A 19,379-nucleotide genomic window follows, 5' to 3' on the forward strand; every position below is an offset into this window, starting at 1 on the left:
TAGATTCTTGCTCGTGACGCCGCGGTGATTTGAAAAAGAAGCTGATTGTCTGGTGTCTTTGGTTTTTGTTCCGAAACAATTCTTCAGAGGTCGTAAGTGCGAGAGTTGATGTCCTCCGGCATTGGAAAACGACTGGCGACGAGAAAGCTGATAGCAGCATCGAATCGGGATCGGTCATGCTTCGAAGGTAGCGATATCGAGCATCTGATCGTTCACCTCGAGAATGGCCACTCTTCAGCGACATTGCAGAATGCATTTCCATTGATCGCCGTCGCCTTTTCCGACGATGGCGAGGCGGATCTGCAGGAGCGTCTGGCGCTGCTTGGATCGCTGGGGACGGTCCCTGCGGTTCCCCTCCAGCGGCTTGATCCCGTCAACAAGTCGGACAGTTTCGCGCTTCTGCGGACGCTGGCCGAGGGCGGCGTCGGGCGGCTCGCCCAGTACAGCGCCTCGATCACCTCGGAGCTCGCGATCCTGCGCCGGGAGCGCGAAACGCTGCTGGAAAACTACCGGGCCCTTGAAGATGCGTTTCAGGCGCGAAACTGGGAGCCGGTTTCCGAGATTTTTTCCCACGATCCCTATGCCGATCCAAAGGACGACGGGATCGGGCAGCTGCTTGCCACCGCCTTTGTCGAGCAGCTGCTGCCGGTATCCAGCCTTGGCGTGGCCGGTTTTGCTCTTCACCTGCATTCGGTGCCCAGGGTCAGTGGAGAGCTCGTCGTCGCGCTGAGCTACCTCGAAAGCGGCGAAGGGGTGGCCGAGTGGACCGTGCCCTATGCGCAACTCGTGCCGAACTGGAATTTCTTCTCGTTGCCCCGTGCCTGCGGAGGCGCAGCGCGCACGCTTCGGCTGCGAATCTCCGCGACCGGACCCGAGACCGTCGGCGTTTCGCTCGGCTATCCGATTGCCGGCGAGCGCTATTCGGCGCGATCGGAACTTCCGCATCCGGATCTCGACCTGCGCCCGCTGGCGTTCAAGGTGTTTACGGGACTGCCCGGCGTCAAGCCCGCCAACGCACTCAACATGATTGCGCCGAGCAATCTGCTAGAAGGTCAGTTCATCATCGATTATCGTTTGCCGGTCGACACATTGAGCCAGATCGCAGACGTTTCGGTCACGCCCATCGTCCCGGAATTCCAGACCGTGCGCTTCCTTGAGCATGAGCATGCGATCGTCTGCCACCCGTTGCCGAGCGGCATATCCGCGGGCGCGGTCAGCCGCGCCATCGAGCCCGGAACGATATCCTTCTCGGCAAGCGCGGTCATTGATCATCCGCAAGGTCAGCCCGCGGCGGTCAGCTTCCTGCTCGCCCCGGCGAATTCGAATGCGCGTTCCGAAGTGGCCGAGCTCGCGCGAAAGGGCGTGGCCAGGCCATCAGCATTCTTCAGCGGATGGCGCGAAGTCACGTCAAATCAGGTCGTCAACATCAACATCCAGCTGGAGCAGCCGGTCCGCGGACCGATGGATCTCATGATCCTCAGCCGCGCAGTGACGGATTCGGTCGATTTCTCCTGGCTCAAGGTGTCCGGCTTCAGGCTGGTCAAGCAATCGATGGAAGCCGCCGATGTCCGGTAACAAGGAGCTCCCCGAACTGATCGCCGTGGCTATGCCCCTCTATGGTCACGCGGCACTCGCCCTGGAGGCGATAGAGTCCGTCCTTGCCTCGAATCTGAGTAGCTGCCGGGTCGTCATTGTCATCTCGGTCGACGGCGATCCGCGGCATGAGACCTTCGACCAGCTGTTGCTCTATGCCGCTGCCCATCCTTGCGTCCATGTCGTGATCGGCCAGAACGCCGGTCCGGGCGGCGCACGCAATCGCGCCATCGAATACGTTCTCGAGTGTTTTCCCGAGGCGAAGGCCGTCTATTTCCTGGATGCCGACAATCGCGTCCTTCCCGGCACCATCCAGACGCTTTACCGGCAGCTCCAAGCCAGTGGTTGCGGGTGGGTCTACACCAATATCGATACGTTTTCTGTCAGCTGGCGCGCCCACTACGGCAACCGCTATTCACGGTTGGTCCACTGCATAACCGACAATATCTGCGACACGGGATCGATGATCTCGATCGACGTCTTCCAGTCGGGCGTCCGCTTCAACGACGACAGGCAGAACGGCTTCGAGGATTGGGAGTTCTGGCTGTCCTGCATCGAGCATGGCTTCGTCGGCACGCCGTGCCATGACACGGTCTTCGAATACAGGCTACGGGCGGAGAGCCGTTTCAAGGAGGCGAACCGAGACCGCGCCACGTCGGTGAGCTTCCTGCGCAAGCGCCACAAATCACTATTCCAGCGACCGATGCTGGTGGATTTCGAGCATGAGGAGTGCCCGCGCTACCTGTTTGCGCGAACGGAAGATACTGCGATCTCCTTCTTCACCGATCCCACCAAGCCACCGGCGATGCTTCGCCTCGACGACATCATCCCGGCGTTCTGGGCCAATATCGGCGAACCCGACAATGAACACTTCCCGCCGTTCATGGTCGCCGGAAGCGGCGCGGCGCTCGACCTGCTCCGGCGTTCGCGCATGTTGCCGAACGTGCTTGCCCATCTTGAGCGCCTGAGCGAGAGCAGCAACGTCGTCTTCGTCCAACTTGCCAACGATGCCGCCCAGCGCAAGATCGAGCCGATCGTTCATGGAGCGGGCGCAGAACGGATCGGCTCCGCCGATCTCATCTTCCTTTCGACCCGGCTCATCCAAGACGTGGTCCAGAACAACGCGGTGGACTGGTTCGCTTCGATTGGCAGCCAGCAAGTATGGCCGACATCGACTGTACTGAAAGTGCGCTTCCCGTTTCCAAGAAGTCTCCCGCGCCGGTCTCTGATCACGCCTCAGCAGGTGATGATCAATTGCGTCAACGCGATTGCCGCGAGCCCCCTGCGCGAGACGGCGGGCAGGCGGTGGACCTGGCGCCCAGCACGGCTCGTGCCCTACGCCGATCTGCACAAGGCGCTGCGCAAGGAAGTTGGGGGATCACCGGTTCTACCGCTCGGACACAGCGACGGCAAGCGGACCGTAGCACTACTCGTGCCGAACGCCTCGTTCGGCGGGGCCGAGAAAGTCGTCTACGCGGCAGGCCGGGAGTTGAAGGCGGCCGGTTACGAAACCCATCTGTTCGTGCTCGGCACGTCTCGGATGGATGTGATCGATGAGTTCGATTCCAGCTTCGACTACATTCACTTCTGGGACGCGGGAATTCCGGCCTGGGGAGGCTCGGGTTCCTTCCTGGGGCAAGACTTTATCGCAGAGGGGCACTCGGTCGATTGGGAGGCGCTGAAGGGACAGCTTTCCGGGTTCGACCTGGTCATCAACAACCACGTGATGGCCGTCCATCCCCTCATCGCACGACTGCGCGCCGAAGGCACGCGCACTGCCTGCTATCTGCACGTTGTCGACAATACGGCCTTCAAGAGGCCCGCCGGGCAGCCCTTCGCGGCGATTGCCCACGAACATTGCTACGATGCCTTCCTGACCTGCTCCGAACAACTCAAGATCTATCTGCACAGCTACGGCGTCCCGCATGAGAAAGTTTTCGCCGTTGCCAATGGGGCGAGTTTCACGGTGCCGCCCAAAGCCCTGGCGGAGGTTCTGGCGGTCAGGCGGATCGAGCGCAAGGACGACCGGTTGCGGCTTCTCTACATGGGGCGGCTCGATCAGCAGAAGGGCATCGATCGACTGGCGTCGACGCTCGCGGAACTGCGGGCCTCCAACGTCTCCTTCGACGCCCGGGCCATTGGAGGGGAAATCCTTGCCGATTCCAGCTTGTCTTGGAGCGAACGATTGAAGGACCTCGGCGTCGACGTGCGTCCGCCCGTCTTCGCCAGCAAGGATCTGATCAAGGCGCTGGGCTGGGCCGACATTCTCGTCATGCCGTCACGCTGGGAGGGCGCGCCGCTGATGATCGCCGAGGCGCAACAGCTCGGTTGCGTGCCAATCGCGACTGCGGTCGGCGCCGTGGACGAACTCATTTCCGACGGCGAGGACGGCATACTCGTCAACGCGGCTTCCGATCCTCTGGTGGTGAGGGAGATGGCGCGGATCATCGAAGAGGTCGCGCACAATCGCGAGAGGCTCGCGCCCCTCATGGAGGGCTGCCTCCGGACTGCAGCGCGCCGGTCATGGGCTTCCTCCTTCTCGGACTTCATCGCGTGGAGCGATCGCTCTGTGAATAACTCATCACTGTCCCGCGCCGCAGTCTTTCGCGAGCCGCCAGTGACAAATCCCGTGGTTGCGGCGATCGGCTGATTGCCGGGCCGCCCCCTTGAAACAGAAAGGTCTAGTCGAATGCGTCCACGAATTCTCGTGACGGGTATTCCTGGTCACTACACACGCCTTGCCAATGGCGCCCATGGCTTGTCCGTCTCCTATGCAGAGCGACAGAAGCAGCCGGAATCGAAAGATGATTTCCTGCAGGAGCTGCGCAACATCAGCAACACCGGCAACTACCTCATCGGCGAGGGCGCTCTGCGCGCACTTGCGCCGCATGCGAAGCAGGTTCCCTTCTGGCATCTCTACAATTTGAGCAAGAGCGGCGGCGGGTTCGACGAGTTCAACGCCAACTTCGACATCTGCGTCTTTACCTGCGCAAACCTGTTGCGCAAGGGGCTCTCCGCGGACGCCGAGGCGGAGGTCCTCAGCCGGCTCAACATGCCGATCGTCATGCTGGGCATCGGCCTGCAAAACCGCAAGGACCTGGAGAACAATCTTCCTGAAGGAACCAAGCGGCTCCTGGCCATCCTGAAGGAGCGGGAGCACTACTTCCTGACGCGCGGCCACGAATCGGCCGGCTTCCTGAAGGACCAGGGCTTCTCCTTCGTGCGCCCGACCGGCTGCCCTTCCGTCTATTTCATGCCGGACAACATGCGCCGGTCCATGACGAAGCTGTCGAGCGTAAAGATCGGCAAGGCGCGGACGATCTTTTCAGGCTACCTCGGCGGCAATCAGGATGCGATCCTCGACGCCAATGCGCTGGCCCCACAGGACACAGTTCCGCAATACGTCGTTCAGGACGAGTTTCTCCACTTCGACATGAAGGTGGAGCCCAACGAAGAGGGTCGCGTGTATGATTCCGCATCGGGCCTGATGATCGGCGATCTGGCGTACCCCGGCACGGAGCGGGAGAAGCAGCGGTTCGAGGTTCGTACTTTCTACGACACCAACCAGTGGCGCGCCTGGGCCTCGTCGATGGACTTCAATCTCGGCCGTCGTTTCCACGGATCGATCATCGCCATGCAGGCGGCGGTGCCAAGCCTGATGGTGGCGGTGGACGACCGCATGCGTGAGATGCTCGGCTTCACCGGCCTGCCTGCCGTCGACATCAACGAGATCGACAAGGCGGAGAACCGCGCCGAGTTCGTGGCCGATCATCTGGCAAAGCTCAACACGAGCGAACTTGTCGACCGGTACTCCGATCGTGAACGCGCCTTCCGCACCACGCTACGTGAAATCGGCATCGGACACTAGCGGCCCCAAGGCCATCTCTTTTCGGTTCAGAGGACAGCTATGCGTATCTTGCTTACGGGAATCCCATCCTACCTGCAGCGGACGATTGCGGACGTCTCCGGCACGACCGTCATCCATCGGCCCTATTTCGACGAGGCCAGGACCAGGAAAGGCCTGATCGCGCAGGTCAGGAAGATCGCCAACACCGGCAACTACCTGATCGGCGAAGGCGCGGCCGAAAGCCTGCGCGGCCATGACGTTACCTATCTGCCGTTCTGGCATCTCGCCAACAATCGGGATTCGAACGAGCTTTACGAACGCGTGAACCGCGAATTCGACTTGTGTGTCTTCGCCTCCGCCAATCTCCTGCGGCCGGGTTATTCCGCCGATCTCGAAGCGGAGATCTTCGCCAAGCTGAAGATGCCGGTCGTGGTGATGGGCATCGGCATTCAGCGCAAGGAGGGCCTCAAGGAGCAGCTGCCGGCTGGCACGCTAAAGTTCCTGGAGGTCTTGAGAAACAAGGAAAGCTTCTTTCTCACGCGGGGCTATTTCACCGCCGAGTTCCTGAGGGAGCAGGGAATGAAGTTCGTCAAGCCAACCGGCTGCCCGTCGCTCTACTTCTCGCCGAACGACATGAAGCGCTCGCTCTCGGCGCTTGCCGATCCGGGACTGTCTGAAGCCCAGAAAATCACCTTTGGCGGCTATCTCGGCAGCGTCGCCGATACGATCGTCGATGCCCACGCGCTTCTCAAACCCGACAGCGTCGCAAGCTATGTCGTCCAGGACGAAGTGGTTGCTTACAATCTCTCTCTGACCGGCGACGACAACGACATCGTCTATGACCGGGCGAGCGGGCGTATCACCGGGGGGACCGAATACAAGCATTCGGAGAAATGGCAGCGGAAACACGAGCTGCTGGTCTATTTCGACACGAACCAGTGGCGAACCGCGATGTCCGCGCGCGATTTCTGCTTCGGTCGCCGTTTCCACGGCTGCATTATCGGCATGCAGGCCGGTACCCCCGCGCTCATGATCGCGGTCGATGACCGAATGCGGGAAATGCTGGAGTTCATCGGCTTCCCCTATATCGAGGCGGCCACTTGGAACAGGGAGGTGGACAAGCGCGCTTATCTCGCCAATTTCCTCGGCAAGATCGACACGCAGGCCGTGATTGACCGCTATTCCGCCTGCGAGGCGAATTTCCGAAATGCTCTGGGGCAGATCGGACTTTGAGCAGATGACGGCGAGGCTGCGCTTGCGCGCGCTACTCGCTTGCGCGCTGGCACCGCTCTGGACCCTAGCCCCGGCGCGGCCGGCGGACGCGGACGATGCGCTCGCCGGTCGCATCGGCATTAACCGGGTAAACCTTGCCTGGCTTTCCCGCGCCGATCAGGAGCGGGTGCTGAAGGAGATAGCGGCAAGCGGCATCACCCATGTCCGACTTTCACTGTCGAGACCGGTGGGCAAAAGCATCGAAGCGCTCGAAATTGCGGATCGGCTCGGGCTGAAGATCCTCCTCGAGATCCAGCTCGGGAACAAGGACTACTATCCGCCAGAGACGCGCCCTCGGACCGGTTTCGGCCGCGTTTGGGACGTTAAACGGCTTTCGGATCTCGACCTCGATCTTTACCGTGCGCACCTGCGCGCGGCGCTTCGCCGTATCGACGGCATGGGCATCCGCATCGACGCCGTCGAGCCCGGAAACGAGATAAATTACAGCGCCTACAATGGCGACCTCGTGGTCTACGAAAAACCCGGACGGCGCACGCCGCGCAGGGTTTCGGAAGTCGCAAATCGCTCGGCCTTCGAGCGCGGCCTCGACGCCTATATCGGCACCGTCCGCGTGACCCGGGAAGAATTGCGGGCGACGGTCCACAGCGGCGACGCGCTTTTGATTTCAGCCGGGCTTTCCGATGTCGGCACTGCCGAGGCAGATCGCCGTGGCATGGAACGGCTCGATCCCTCCGCGGTTATATCGCTGCTGCGGGGGCGGGGGATCGACGCGCTGGTCGATGGCTACGGCATCCATGTTTACCCAGGGCGCAAAGGTGACGCGGCGCTTGCGCGCTACGTGACGACGGTCCTTGATTTTTGCCAGCCCGAAGGGCAGGGCAGGCCCTGCTGGGTGACCGAATGGGGCATTGCCAACACCGCGCTGTCCTGCCCGCTCGACGACCGTGAGCGGGAAGAGGCGGTCCGTGCCGTGCGTCGCGCCTTCTCTGAGATGATGGAGGAAGGGAGGCTGGAATCAGCCTTCTACTACGACTGGGACACGCAACCGGTCTACAGCGTTTGGCGCTGCGGCGTCTTAGGCCCAGCCGGAGTCGCGGCCACCGAAACGAATGCCGGCGGTGGGGTGGCAAGAGGATCGCCGTAGCCGGGAACCGGGCCAAGTCGCCTCGCTTTGACTCGCGTTATTTACGCGCCAGGGCGGTTGCCGAGGCGGCGAACCGTCTCGCCCAAAACTCCGCGGCGCGCTGTCGACAGACTGTAAACCCGAATATGCCCGGCGGCCCGAAAGCCCTCTCACGAAAACAACTCTCGGAAAAAGAGGGGGCCAGCCTCTTCCTCCTCGAGGGCCGCGCTGTTGGCAGCCTCGCTGAGTGCCTGGAAGGCGGATTGGTCCCCGACCCTGGTGCCGCCAAACCGCACCGTCACGGATATCTGCCGCTCTTGTCCGGCTATGAAGGTGGTTTCGTATACCCGAGCGCGGATGCGCTCGCAGATTTTGTCGACATTTTCCATTGTTGCGCTTGGCAGATAGATCCCGACTTCGTCGGAGGCAACGCGGGCGACGAGATCACCATGGCGCACGGAAGAATGGACGATCCAAGCAATCGATTGAAGCAGCGTATCTGCCCATTGCGGTCCATAGCGACGACCGATCTCATCGAAGTTGCCGACCCTGACAACGAGAATGACGCCATCCGGGTTTTCCCCGGTGCTCACGCGCCTGCGGTCTATCGCATGCTCGACGGGGGTCGCAAATGAGTCGGCGCACAGTGTAACTATGATGGGATCATGGTGGAGGGCGTCTTGAAGTTCTTTCTGGAGATCACGAAGCGCTTTTTTGCGTCGTTGAAGCGCAAATTGCAGCGGAAATGTAACAGCCACCGATATCAACGCCACAGCCGTTAATTCTACCCAAAACGGACGTTCGGGAACAAGCAGGCTTAACAAGCAGACGACCGCGGTCATCCCAGCCGCCGAGGTAAGGGCGCCGAGCGTTGCGCTCTTGATATGCGCGACAATTGCGGCTGGGCGAAATCGAAATTGCAGGGTCATCGGTAAAAACGGAGCCATTACAGTGGTCGCTATATTTGACAGATTCGCCGAAAATAGCAGGTGAATAAATCCGACGGCATTTTAGCTTTAGCCACCCAAAATTTCATGGTCACGCCAACCCGATCGATCGCGGTCTGACAGGCCAAGGCATATGCGCTCGTTCAAAATGCCCGTTCGCACTTCGACGTTGGCATCCTGAATGTTTGCTCCTAGCACATGAATCCGTGGAGCCCCCATCGAGCGACTTTAGCACCTCGCCCACCACGGCGTCGTGCTCGATCATGCCATCGGCATATTCCGTCCGCGCAGTGAGTCTAAGCTTATTACGATGCTCTTCGCGGACTTGTGTCCGCGAATGCATGCGCGTGGTGTTGAACCAGGTGGAGAAGCCTTCCCTTCACATGCTGACGCTTTATGAAGTCTATGCGGCACAGCCGCAAATTTGCGCCAGCTTCATGCGTTCGGACGCATTCCAACCATCGATCGGATCGGAACGACTTGGCAACTATAGGGAGAGCAATGACTTGGCATGAACATGCGGCACTGCTAATAAAACACCAGGGCACACCACAATCAGCAGGTAACAATGGATAAAGACCATATTACGCGCCGGAGCCTACTCTTGAGCTGTCTGGCGATGATGGCGACCTCGTGCAGCACGTCGAATTCTTCAGTCCGGAATCCCTATGCCTCAAGAACTTCCCCTATTCAACGACGGGAGGTTGCGTATTCGGGCGGCGAGGCGCCGGGCAGTATCGTCGTCAACACCTACGAACGTTACCTCTACTACGTTGAGGATGAAGGCCGCGCGACACGCTATGGCGTGGCAGTCGGCGAGGAAGGTCTTACTCTGAAGGGCAATGCCGTTGTCGGGCGGAAGGCCGAGTGGCCATCGTGGACGCCGACGGCCAGCATGATCGAACGCAAGCCCCGGTTGGCTGAGTACGCTGGAGGCGTTCCAGGAGGGGAGAACAATCCGCTCGGTGCAGCTGCGCTTTATCTCTACCGCGGTGGACAGGATACGTACTTCCGGATCCACGGCACAAACGAACCCTGGCTGATCGGACAGGCGGTGTCGAATGGTTGCATTCGCATGACCAATGAAGACATTCTTCATCTTTACGGCAGGGCACCCGTAGGAACCCACGTCTTGGTCATATGATGCTCGTATCCCTCAGTGAGGGCATCGCCCTCACAAACTGTACTAGCGACGGTAGGGAGCGTGCCTTAACCAAGTGTCACTCCCTATCGGGGCGAACCTTCCCGCCGTGGTCATCGAGATTTCCGAGGGCGCGGGCACTTGCGAGTGTTCAAACCATCGATCCGCCCATGCCGTTGGACTGTGCTGTCAGGTTAACTGGTGATGAAGCTTCTGGCTAATATTCGGCCGTCATGATTGAGCCCTCCGCCAGTTACAAGCGTCATCGTGATCCGCCGTCCGTCATTAGCTACGCAGTCTGGCTGTGTTTTCGATTTCCGCTGAGCCTGCGTCTGCTGGAGCGTGGTATCATTGTTTTTCACGAGACGAACCGATGCTGGGCGACGAAGTTCGGCCCGGACTACGCCCGCCGTTTGCGGCGCAAAGCGCCGAGCCCAAACGATGTGTGGCATCTGGACGAGGTGGTCGTGATGATCGGCGGCCAAAAACACTGGCTGTGGCGCGCAGTCGACCAGGATGGTTACTCGACGAGATCATCCAGACCCGCCGCCCACCAGTGGGTGAGGCGATCCCGGTCAGTATATTTAACCCAAACAATGATGCTGGATCACAAGTTGTAAGGAGGGTATGATCTCTGCGCGCTCCTTTAAGCGTCCGAGAACCCCGAGAACGGTTGAAATTGCATACCGGTATCAGGAGAAGGACGTCGGCGTTCGCCCCAGACCGCCTGACGCGACTACTGCCCTTTCGCGGTTGATCGACGGCAATCGCGCATTCGCCGACCTGCTTGACAGTGTGAAAGACGAAGGCACTTCAGCGCGCCGCGTCGTGCAAGTCGCGCGCGTGATCTAGGGCTGGCGTCCGGCATGGCCGCAGCGCCTTCACAGCGTCCGTTCGCGGCTGTCCTGGGCTGTTCCGATGCCCGTGTCCCCCTCGAACTGATCTTCAACGAGGGACCGAACGACCTGTTCGTCATCCGCGTGGCCGGCAACGGCCTCGGCTCCGACGTCTTGGGCAGCTTGAAATACGCTGTTGAGCACTTGGGCGGCACCCTCAAGCTCATTGTCGTCCTTGGACATAGCGGATGTGGCGTGGTGTCCGCAGCCGTGGATGTCTTCCTCAATCCTGGAATGTACCTCTCGCTGGTCGACCGACATTCGTTGCGAGAGATCCTCGACCGCCTGCTGGTCGTCGTGCACGTCTCGGCGCAAAAACTTCAGGCGGCGTTCGGGCCAGACATTCTCCAACGTGCAGGGTACCGCCAGGCGCTGATTGAGACATCGGTCGTCGTCAATGCTGCATTGGCTGCTTGATCTGCCCAGCAGGAGATCGAGACACAGGGCGAACTGCGTGTTGTTTACGGCGTGTACCTTTTGGAGACGCGCAGGGTGTGGACGCCCAGTACCGGCCACCCTGACGGCGTCGGCTTGGCACCTGCACCCCGCGACGTGGCCGAATTTCAGCAGCTTGGAGACACCATTGTTGGGTCGTCGCGGGTGACCGCCCTGCTTGGCGCTTAGCCCGAGTGGTTGCCGCAGCGCCCGGGCACCCCCTCGGCGCGAGGTCCACACAGGCTTGCAGGCGGCATCACGGGAGGGCGAAGAATGTCATGGAATCGGTGGTACAGCATTAAGAGCTACCTAAGATCCACACTGTGGGTCGTCCCGTTCATCGCACTGCTATTCTACGTAATGGTTATCTAGGTTGTAGACTGGATAAATGCGAGATTCATTGTGATCCCATTGTGGCCATGGGGGACGCCAAGGGCGCAGCGCATACTGGAGACCATCGTCACCCTTACGCTGACGTTCATCGTCTTCACCTTCGGGTCATTGCTTGTCGCAATTCAGGTTGCCAGCGGTCAGCTGAGTCCGAGAATCATTGCAACAGCCCTACTGCGTGACAATGTGATACGGACAACTGTGGGCATCTTTATCTTTAGGCTCCTGTTTTCAGTAGGCGTGCTGGGACGACTTGAAGCCGAAGCACCATTCTTTCTTGTCGGAATTGCCGGAATTCTTGGATTCGCTTCCCTAATCGCCTTCCTCTATCTGATCGACCATGCTGCGCGGTTGCTGCGGCCCGTCAGCATCGTTCAGCGTATAGGCGACCTCGGATGTGACGTAATCGAAAAGGTCTATCCTGACTTGTTCGACGGTCATGACTCGCACACAGACTCGCGACGAACAATCAATCTGCCAGACCGCACCATACCCTATAGGGGCAAGTCGGGGTCATACTAGCGGTAAATCTGAAGGGTCTTGTGAAAGAGGCGCAGCGGTTCGGGCTCGTCATTGAGCTCCCTCACTTTGTCGGGAGCTTCTTAGAGTCAGGCGAGCCACTTTTTCGGCTCTATGGCGACATTGCAAAAATCGAGAAAAGACGGTTCCCCCAAAATGTGGCGATCGGGCCCGAGCGCACGATCGAGCAGGATCCCAACTTTGCCTTCCGTATCATCGTCGACATAACGATAAAGGCCCTGTCCAAAGCTATCAACGACCCTACCACCGCCGTACTCGCCGTCGACCAACCTAATCGACTGCTTCGAAAGGTTGGCGAGCGGCGGCTGCACGGCGACCAGGCTTTCGACAAATCCGGCCAATTACGACTGATCCTTCAGACGCCAAACTGGGAGGATTTCGTGCAACTGGCCGTGAGGGAGATTCGCTTCTATGGGGCTGAGAACTTCCAGGTCGCGCGGCGGCTACGCGCAAGGCTGGAGAACCTATTAAAGACCCTGCCGGAGGCGCGTCACCCGACACTGCGTACTGAGCTCAACCGGCTCGATGACGCCGTAAAGACTATCCATGTCCTGCCCGCCGACCTGGCGCTTGCTTCTATTGCCGATCTCAAGGCCTCGGAGCAGGTTTGAGCCATAGAGTTTGAGGCGCCTCGGCGAGGAGCGGGATCGCAGTCCTGGCGATGCCCAAGTCTTAGCCTTCGCAGACCAACTCAGGCGGAGCATCCGACACCATGGGCGGAGAGAAACGGGCGATGTTGCCTCTTGGGCGCCTCCGGGAGGCCAGAAGGCGTCTTTTCCGAGTGCCACACTTCAGAGCGAGCTTTGGCTGGATATTGCAAGTTGGCGGTGGCATAATGTCTATCACTGGTGGTGCACAAGCTGGGGTATTGGGCACTCAGAATCCAAAGGGTGGTAGTGGACTGAAACGCGCAGAATCCGACCGGGGGAGACGCGCATGTCAGCGGGCGCAGAAGAATCTCTGGGTTTCTGGGCCGAGCGCCTAGTAGGCCTGCTTATCATAGGCGTGATCATTTTAGCTTGCTTCTGGATCGCGTGGCCGCTGATAGGTGTGCTCGCATGGGGAGCGTTAATTGCTGTCGCGCTATATCCGGTGCAGCGCCGCCTCGCGAGCGCAATCGGAGGTCACCCGAAAACGGCGACGATGCTCATCGTCCTCTCCCTCCTGATCCTGGTGATAGTCCCGCTCTCTTATCTGCCGGGCTCCTTCGATCACGCGACCGAAGCGATAGCGACCATGACCAACAATTGGACGGAGCTGACCCTGCCTCCGGCACCGTCCTGGGTGTCCGACTTTCCACTCGTTGGGTCGACGATTGGAGAGAAGTGGAATGCGGCCGCGTCATCCTCGCGCAATGTACTGATTATTTTGAAACCCTATCTCGGGCCGGCTTTTCAATGGCTTGCGGCTCTTGGTGCATCGTTAGGACTCACCGTTGTGCAGATGCTGCTTTCCATTATTCTTGCCGGAGTTTTTCTCGCCACTCAAGGAAGCACGGCTTCAACATTCCGAACAATCGGGCGGCGCCTTGGAGGCCCCACCGGGGAGAGCCTGGTCGATGTTGCGGTTCGCACCATTCGAAGCGTCGTGCAGGGGGTGATGGGGACGGCGCTCATACAGAGCATACTATCAGGCATTGGCTTCGCGATCGCGGGGGTTCCGTTTGCCGTCCCGCTGGGCGTGCTCTGCTTTGGCACGGCAATGCTGCAGATCGGCACATGGTTAGTATGGATCCCGGCTGCTGTTTGGCTGTCTTATCAAGGCGAAACTGGTTGGGCGATCTTCACCACAGTTGCGGGCATAATCATCAATATCCTCGACAATGTCATCAAACCGTTGCTGATCGGCCGCGGCGCTGGCTCTCCCATCTGGATCATCTTTATCGGCGTGATCGGCGGTGTTCTGACGATGGGACTTATCGGCATCTTTGTCGGCCCCCTTGTCATGGCTATTGGTTACTCGATCGTCAGGAACTGGCTGGGAGAAGAAGAGTCCTTAAACGCCTAGAGAGACGGACAGGGATGGTTGTTTGTGGGAGTGGGGGTCGAGCATTTCATGGCGAAAACACGTCAGGTGTCAGATCGGAGAAGAAGGAGGCGACTCTTTTTTGCTGCGCTCCTGAAGCAGCTTTACGTATTGTGGCCAATTTTCTCCGGGATCCTCGTCGTCATGGTCGGATCCGGGATTGTCATCAGCCGCATTGAAAACTGGAGTATCGGCGAAGCACTTTACTTCACTTTTGTTACGGGCTTGACCATAGGGTACGGCGATCTCACGCCCAAGCATGCCCTTGCGCGAATTCTTGCCTTGGTGATTGGATTTTCCGGTATCGTGCTGACCGGGATAGTCGCAGCGGTTAGTGTGCAGGCGCTCGGCGAGGCGGCTCGCGACCACGCGGAACGGAATTGATAGCCCGGCAATGTTGGAGTTGCGCTTGACGTCAGACGGCGGGCTTGACAGCGCCGCGGGAAGCTATCTTTCCCGAATTCTGCCAGCCGTTCCCTTGCTCGGCCACAGCAACGTTGCAAAGAACAGCGTGTAGACAATTGCAAGCGCTATATATCCGACGCGTGTCGCAAAGGTTTCGGCTGCGCCGCTAGAAAGTGGTGAGACAGCGGAGCCCAGCACCAGCAGAAAGACAGTCAGGGCTCCTGCATTGATCTTCGCCACGACAGTTGGCGTCGCCGCGCGGCCGCCGAATACGAGCCCGGCAAGCAACACCAGCAGAAACAGCGTCGCCAACGAATGCCTTAGTTCCAACACTGCGAACCCTAGCATGGCCGCCACGCCACCTAGTATGTTGACGAGGACAGTAGCCAGAGCAGGCCTGCCGTTAGCCTCTACGTCCAACTGCGACAGCAGCGACGCGACGGTGATGGGAATCACTACCGCGGTGGCAAGCCGGTCCTGGGTAAGGCAGAGCGTCACCGCCAGAAGCAGAATCAATGCGTCTGCAGCAGCGCGCCAAACTGGTTTCGGGGTTGAGGATGTAGATGGCCGCGCAGCTTCGACCGTTTCGATATCCGGTATCAATGCATAGGCCAGCCACGTTACGATGGCGCCGGCTGCAATGCTTTTGACGAAGACCGTCAAAATGGAGCTGCCCAAGTCAATGTTCAAAATAGTCAGCAGAGGGATCATGACGCTGACCACAAGGATGAGGAAAACGAGTGGATTGGGCTTGCCACTCGCCTGCCTCAGAAAGCAGGCGAAATAAATCAGGCCAAGCAACAGCAGCAGAACCGGTGGCCGCTCGGCCAGAAACGTGGTCAGGAACTGGACGATCAACGCGGCGATTAGGATGATCAGGGTCAGCAAGAATGCGCTTTGGAGGGAAATCGCTCGAGAACTTGAAATGAGCATCTGCGCCGCAAACAGTGCGCATAGAAATGGGAGGGGATCGCTTGTGGCGACCGCCCAAGTGAATGCAGCCGCGACGGCGAGGGCAACGCGCAATCCCTTGCGCTTTTGGTTCGTGATGGAACTCAAGTTGATGTCTCGCGAATCCTCACTAGCTGACATAGGTGAGCACCGAGAGTAGCCGCATCCAACAGTACCCAATCCAGTTGGTAATCGGGTGCTCACCGGCATAGATCACCACATTGGCTTGCGAACCATAGCGGACGCCCCGCGGCAGTCCTTCGTCCAGGACCAGTTTTACCGGAAAACTCTGGGGCGTTCGGATCCAGCCGCTTTCCGTTGAAATCTTCGGCAGACCGGTGCTGGGATCGATCGAGCCTTGGGCGACGCCCAAGCCGACACTCTCGACCTTGGCCGGGAACAGCTTTCCGGGCAATACATCGAACAACACTTCGGCCCGATCGCCGGGGGTCACGTTCTCCAGGCTGTTTTCCTTGTACGCGGCGGTGATCCACACCGTATCGACGTCGATGAATGTCAGCGCTCCCTGGCCGACCGCCACCATGCCGCCCGCGGTCAGTTGAAGATTGGTCACGACACCTTTGCCCGGCGCTTCGATCGTGGTCCGACTGAGATCGAGTCTAGCCTTTTCCAATGCCGCAAGCGCCCCTCGCAGTTGGGGATTGTCGGCGCCCACCGGCCCCAGTTCCTGCTCGGCACGCTTTAGCTCGGCTTCGGCGGCGTCTACGGCTGCCTCTGCCTGATCGTAGCCCGACTTTGCCTGGTCGTATCTGGATTTGGGATAGACTCCCTGCTCAACCAGCAGCTTTGCCCGATTGGCCTGTTCGAGACTGAGGTCGCGAGAGGCCCGCGCCTCCACGAGCTTGGCCTGGGCAGTGTTGACGGCCTCCGTTGACGCACCGATGGACTGGCCTACGCTATCGAGCTGCGCCTCGGCCTCTGATACCGCAATCTGGTATTGATGGGGGTCGATGCGAAACAGCATTTGCTTGGGGGACACGCGCATGTTGTCGATCACGCCGACTTCAACGACCCGCCCGGCAACTTCCGGTGCGATGCTGATGACAAATGCCTGCACGGTGGCCTGCGACGACATTGGTGTGCGCCGCTCCATGAAGACACCGAGCGTAAAGAGAAAAGCCGCCAGCAGCAGCACACTCAGCGCCACCCTTCGCAAAGGATTGTCGGGCTCCTTTTTTGGCTCAGGAACCTCGACCCCTTTGTTGGGCTCAAGGGCCGGTTCCGCTGTCATTTGTTCCCTCCTTGTGCGCCAGGGAGCTCAGTCAGACTGGAATAATTGTCGGCTATTCTAATCCGTCGCACGACAACAAGCTATGGCTGTGGGCGGCGCAGGCAGGGGCGGCGTAAGTAGCCTCATCGAAACGGCCGCTAACCAGTTGAGCAGCGAGGACGACCGCCATAGGTTCCATACTTAGACTAGCTGCGGTCGATGCTGCCGCCTAAGTAGCGCTGCAGAGCGGCAAGCATGTTGAAGAAAAGCCGCTCGCGGCCGAGTTTGTCGGCGAGACCGGAGGCCCGAACGTAGTCGAGCACATCGGGATTCAATCCTGCCAGCCACACCGTGATGCCCTGTGCGGCAAGGCGCCGTTCGCTCTCAATCATCATCTGCATGGCGGAATACTCGATGTCAAAGACACCGCTCATGTCGAGCGCAAGCACATGCGGCTTATGCTTGGCGACCAGCGACTGGATCTGATCCGCAACCTGTTGAACGTTAGCGAAAAAGAGCCGGCCCTCCGGACGGAGGATCAGCAGGCCCTCGAACGTTTCATCGTCGGGATGGTCAGGTGACAGCGGCCGGAGCACATCAGTGCCCCGCTTGCGGCCAACAACGGAGACCTTCGGCTTGGCCGACTGACTGGCCAGGCCGACTAGCGAAAGGGCGATCGCGACCACGATGCCTTGAAGCGTGCCGAAGACAAGCACGCCCAGGAACGCCGCCAGTGCCCAGCGGAACTCCATCCGCCGAACCCTACGGATGGATGCAAATTCGGCGGGGGCGATTAGTCCGGCCGAGTAAATAATCACGATCGCGGCGAGCACGGCTTGCGGCAGCAAGCCCAACAGCGGGGCAAGAAACAGCATGGTGGCCGCCGCCGCCGCGGCGGTGACCAGAGAGGCCTTTTGCGATTGTCCACCAACGGCGCGAACCACCGCCGTCTGGGACGTGCCACCGCCCGCGGGCATGGAGCCAAAGAAAGCTCCGGTCAGATTGGCGGCTCCCGTTGCCAGAAGTTCCCGGTTGGGCCTGATGGACGGCTCTGCAGGGGCCGCGAAGGCCCGTCCGGCGGCAATCGTTTCGGTAAAGCTCATTAGCGCGATGCCGAGCGCCCCGGGCAGAAGTTGCTCGATCAAGCCGGGACTAGGAAGAGTGATTGATGGGAGCGACCGCGGGATGAACCCCACAGTTGCAACGCCCAGGGCATTCAGGCCGGCGAGCCAGGAAACCAAGATGCCTGCGCCGACAATCACCAGCGGGGCCGGTGAATGGGGCCAGAGCCGCTCCATCGTCCACAATGCGATCAACGCCGCGGCTGCAATTGTCAGTGTGAGCAGCGACGTTGCCGGTACATATTGCAGCACGCTGACGATATCGCGGAAAAAGCCTGCCTTAGCGATATGCACGCCGAGCAGTTTCGGCACCTGGTCCAGCACGATCACTAACCCTATGCCCGCTTTGAAGCCGGTCAACACAGGCGACGAAATGAAGTTAGCCACGAACCCCAGGCGAAGGACCGAGGCAGCTATCAGAAGGGCGCCGGTGAGTCCGGTGAGCGTTGCGACGGCGGTGATCAGCTTGCCGGGATCACCATCGGGAACGACGGTCCCAAGCTGGGTTCCAGCCAGGATTGCCAGCGTGGTCGTCGAGCTGACGCTCAACACGCGTGACGTTCCGAGCAACGCATAGACGATCATCGGAACGAAAGCCGTATAGAGGCCGACGCTCACCGGCAGTCCGGCAACAGTGGCATAAGCCATCGCCTTGGGCAGGACAACCGCCGCTGCTGTAAGTCCGGCTACCACGTCGAGCCGAAGGCCTGCTGTCAATGAGGTACTGCCATGCGTTGTTTCGGGGGTCACTGGAATCTGCTCCGAGCAGGCAACTACCTCCTATTTATAGCATTTTACGCGGCAAGTTGACGATCCCAAAATCTCGTCGCTGCTTTTGGCGGCGCGGTAGTGGAGTAGAATAGTCGCAAATTCAAGATTCCCTGATAAGTATAAGAATTATCTGGGTTCTTAATAGCGCGAAGATGAGTATCACGTGGCCGGAATTTTGGGCGCGACTTACCGGCAATACACGCCTGCCGGACCTGCACGGCCTCAGCCGGTGAAGAAATTCTCGGCCGTCCCATTATGGCCAACGGCGCCTCACGGCGAGTCCATCTCGAACAAATGGTACCCCCAGGGCGGCAAGTCGACGTAGAGCCCTGTCGACGAGAGATCGCTCGCCGCGGTAGGGTACCCGTGATACGGGCTTTGGTACTCATGTCTGCGACTTGCCGACCAAAATGCTCGGCCCGGGCATCGTCGTCTTCACCATCTTCTGGACAACTAGTAGCGCGTTTTCGTGGTTCGAATCATATCAAGCAGCCTCGGCGAGCTTGTATGACCAAGTGTGGATGACGGGATGACGATTGATGTCGTCGATACCGGCCATAATGCGTTCCTTGAGCTCGTGTTTTGAGGTCACCCGGATGTGGCGCAGGACGGAGCGGGCGAACTTGGAGAAGAAGCCCTCGATCAGGTTGAGCCAGGAGCCGTGTTTGGGCGTGAAGGTAAATTCGAAGCGGCCTGCCGGTCGTTTATCGAGCCAGGCTCTGGTTTCTTT

General features: G+C 59.6%; 16 protein-coding genes and 1 pseudogene. 11 read left to right on the plus strand and 6 right to left on the minus strand.

Annotation, left to right across the window (positions count from 1 at the left end; all coding sequences use genetic code 11):
• The first annotated feature begins 108 nt into the window (after positions 1 to 108).
• The 5 genes from RHIBUN_RS0127470 to RHIBUN_RS0127490 are packed head-to-tail and all read left to right on the plus strand — an operon-like array spanning position 109 to position 7,817.
• Positions 109 to 1,575: a DUF6212 domain-containing protein gene (locus RHIBUN_RS0127470; RefSeq protein WP_025662034.1), complete on the plus strand. Its 1,467-nt coding sequence runs from the start codon at positions 109 to 111 to the stop codon at positions 1,573 to 1,575.
• Complete coding sequence (locus tag RHIBUN_RS0127475; RefSeq protein ID WP_025662035.1) at positions 1,565 to 4,243, plus strand: glycosyltransferase; 2,679 nt, start codon at positions 1,565 to 1,567, stop codon at positions 4,241 to 4,243. Before RHIBUN_RS0127470 ends, RHIBUN_RS0127475 begins: the two co-directional genes overlap by 11 nt.
• Positions 4,244 to 4,282: 39 nt before the next feature.
• On the plus strand, positions 4,283 to 5,461 hold the full coding sequence (locus RHIBUN_RS0127480; protein ID WP_025662036.1) for a polysaccharide pyruvyl transferase family protein: 1,179 nt from the start codon (positions 4,283 to 4,285) through the stop codon (positions 5,459 to 5,461).
• Between the two features lie 39 nt (positions 5,462 to 5,500).
• Positions 5,501 to 6,673: a polysaccharide pyruvyl transferase family protein gene (locus RHIBUN_RS0127485; protein WP_025662037.1), complete on the plus strand. Its 1,173-nt coding sequence runs from the start codon at positions 5,501 to 5,503 to the stop codon at positions 6,671 to 6,673.
• 4 nt (positions 6,674 to 6,677) lie between these two features.
• Entirely contained in the window at positions 6,678 to 7,817 is a 1,140-nt protein-coding gene (locus RHIBUN_RS0127490) for a hypothetical protein (protein ID WP_051420109.1), read from the plus strand.
• A 149-nt stretch (positions 7,818 to 7,966) separates the two neighbouring features.
• Here the strand turns inward: RHIBUN_RS0127490 and RHIBUN_RS37580 are convergent, their stop codons facing one another.
• On the minus strand, positions 7,967 to 8,389 hold the full coding sequence (locus RHIBUN_RS37580) for a GGDEF domain-containing protein (protein ID WP_245271730.1): 423 nt from the start codon (positions 8,387 to 8,389) through the stop codon (positions 7,967 to 7,969).
• A gap of 922 nt (positions 8,390 to 9,311) precedes the next feature.
• Between RHIBUN_RS37580 and RHIBUN_RS0127505 the strand changes: the two genes are divergently transcribed.
• The 3 genes and pseudogenes from RHIBUN_RS0127505 (at position 9,312) to RHIBUN_RS37585 (ending at position 11,197) form a co-directional block, all read left to right on the plus strand.
• Entirely contained in the window at positions 9,312 to 9,887 is a 576-nt protein-coding gene (locus tag RHIBUN_RS0127505; RefSeq protein WP_025662040.1) for a L,D-transpeptidase, read from the plus strand.
• Between the two features lie 230 nt (positions 9,888 to 10,117).
• A pseudogene (locus RHIBUN_RS34100) lies at positions 10,118 to 10,408 on the plus strand (DDE-type integrase/transposase/recombinase); the annotation flags it as partial.
• Positions 10,409 to 10,750: 342 nt separating this feature from the next.
• Positions 10,751 to 11,197, plus strand: coding sequence for a carbonic anhydrase (locus RHIBUN_RS37585; protein WP_025662042.1), 447 nt, complete (start codon positions 10,751 to 10,753; stop codon positions 11,195 to 11,197).
• A gap of 720 nt (positions 11,198 to 11,917) precedes the next feature.
• Here RHIBUN_RS37585 and RHIBUN_RS37940 read toward each other — a convergent pair.
• The gene (locus RHIBUN_RS37940; protein WP_280949583.1) at positions 11,918 to 12,046 is read right to left on the minus strand and encodes a hypothetical protein; all 129 of its coding nucleotides are present in this window, start codon (positions 12,044 to 12,046) and stop codon (positions 11,918 to 11,920) included.
• Between the two features lie 101 nt (positions 12,047 to 12,147).
• Between RHIBUN_RS37940 and RHIBUN_RS37945 the strand changes: the two genes are divergently transcribed.
• The 3 genes from RHIBUN_RS37945 to RHIBUN_RS0127535 all read left to right on the plus strand — a co-directional run bounded on the left by RHIBUN_RS37945 (position 12,148) and on the right by RHIBUN_RS0127535 (position 14,554).
• A complete protein-coding gene (locus RHIBUN_RS37945; RefSeq protein WP_198021185.1) occupies positions 12,148 to 12,756 on the plus strand; it encodes a DUF2254 family protein in 609 nt (202 codons plus the stop codon).
• Between the two features lie 325 nt (positions 12,757 to 13,081).
• Positions 13,082 to 14,152, plus strand: a complete 1,071-nt coding sequence (locus tag RHIBUN_RS0127530; RefSeq protein ID WP_025662043.1) for an AI-2E family transporter — start codon at positions 13,082 to 13,084, stop codon at positions 14,150 to 14,152.
• 48 nt (positions 14,153 to 14,200) lie between these two features.
• Positions 14,201 to 14,554, plus strand: coding sequence for a potassium channel family protein (locus RHIBUN_RS0127535; RefSeq protein ID WP_025662044.1), 354 nt, complete (start codon positions 14,201 to 14,203; stop codon positions 14,552 to 14,554).
• 63 nt (positions 14,555 to 14,617) lie between these two features.
• Here RHIBUN_RS0127535 and RHIBUN_RS0127540 read toward each other — a convergent pair whose 3' ends face one another.
• The 4 genes from RHIBUN_RS0127540 to RHIBUN_RS34115 form a co-directional block, all read right to left on the minus strand.
• Positions 14,618 to 15,463 (minus strand): hypothetical protein, encoded by an 846-nt coding sequence (locus RHIBUN_RS0127540; protein WP_245271731.1) that lies wholly within the window; start codon positions 15,461 to 15,463, stop codon positions 14,618 to 14,620.
• A gap of 193 nt (positions 15,464 to 15,656) precedes the next feature.
• On the minus strand, positions 15,657 to 16,778 hold the full coding sequence (locus RHIBUN_RS0127545) for an HlyD family secretion protein (RefSeq protein WP_025662046.1): 1,122 nt from the start codon (positions 16,776 to 16,778) through the stop codon (positions 15,657 to 15,659).
• A 185-nt stretch (positions 16,779 to 16,963) separates the two neighbouring features.
• Positions 16,964 to 18,628 carry a SulP family inorganic anion transporter gene (locus RHIBUN_RS0127550; protein ID WP_280949584.1) on the minus strand — a complete coding sequence of 555 codons (1,665 nt, stop codon included), beginning with the start codon at positions 18,626 to 18,628 and terminating at the stop codon, positions 16,964 to 16,966.
• Between the two features lie 505 nt (positions 18,629 to 19,133).
• On the minus strand, positions 19,134 to 19,379 hold a 246-nt coding region (locus RHIBUN_RS34115), incomplete at its 5' end, for a transposase (RefSeq protein WP_037217726.1).

The organism is Rhizobium sp. IBUN (assembly GCF_000510625.1).
Taxonomy (GTDB): domain Bacteria; phylum Pseudomonadota; class Alphaproteobacteria; order Rhizobiales; family Rhizobiaceae; genus Rhizobium; species Rhizobium altiplani.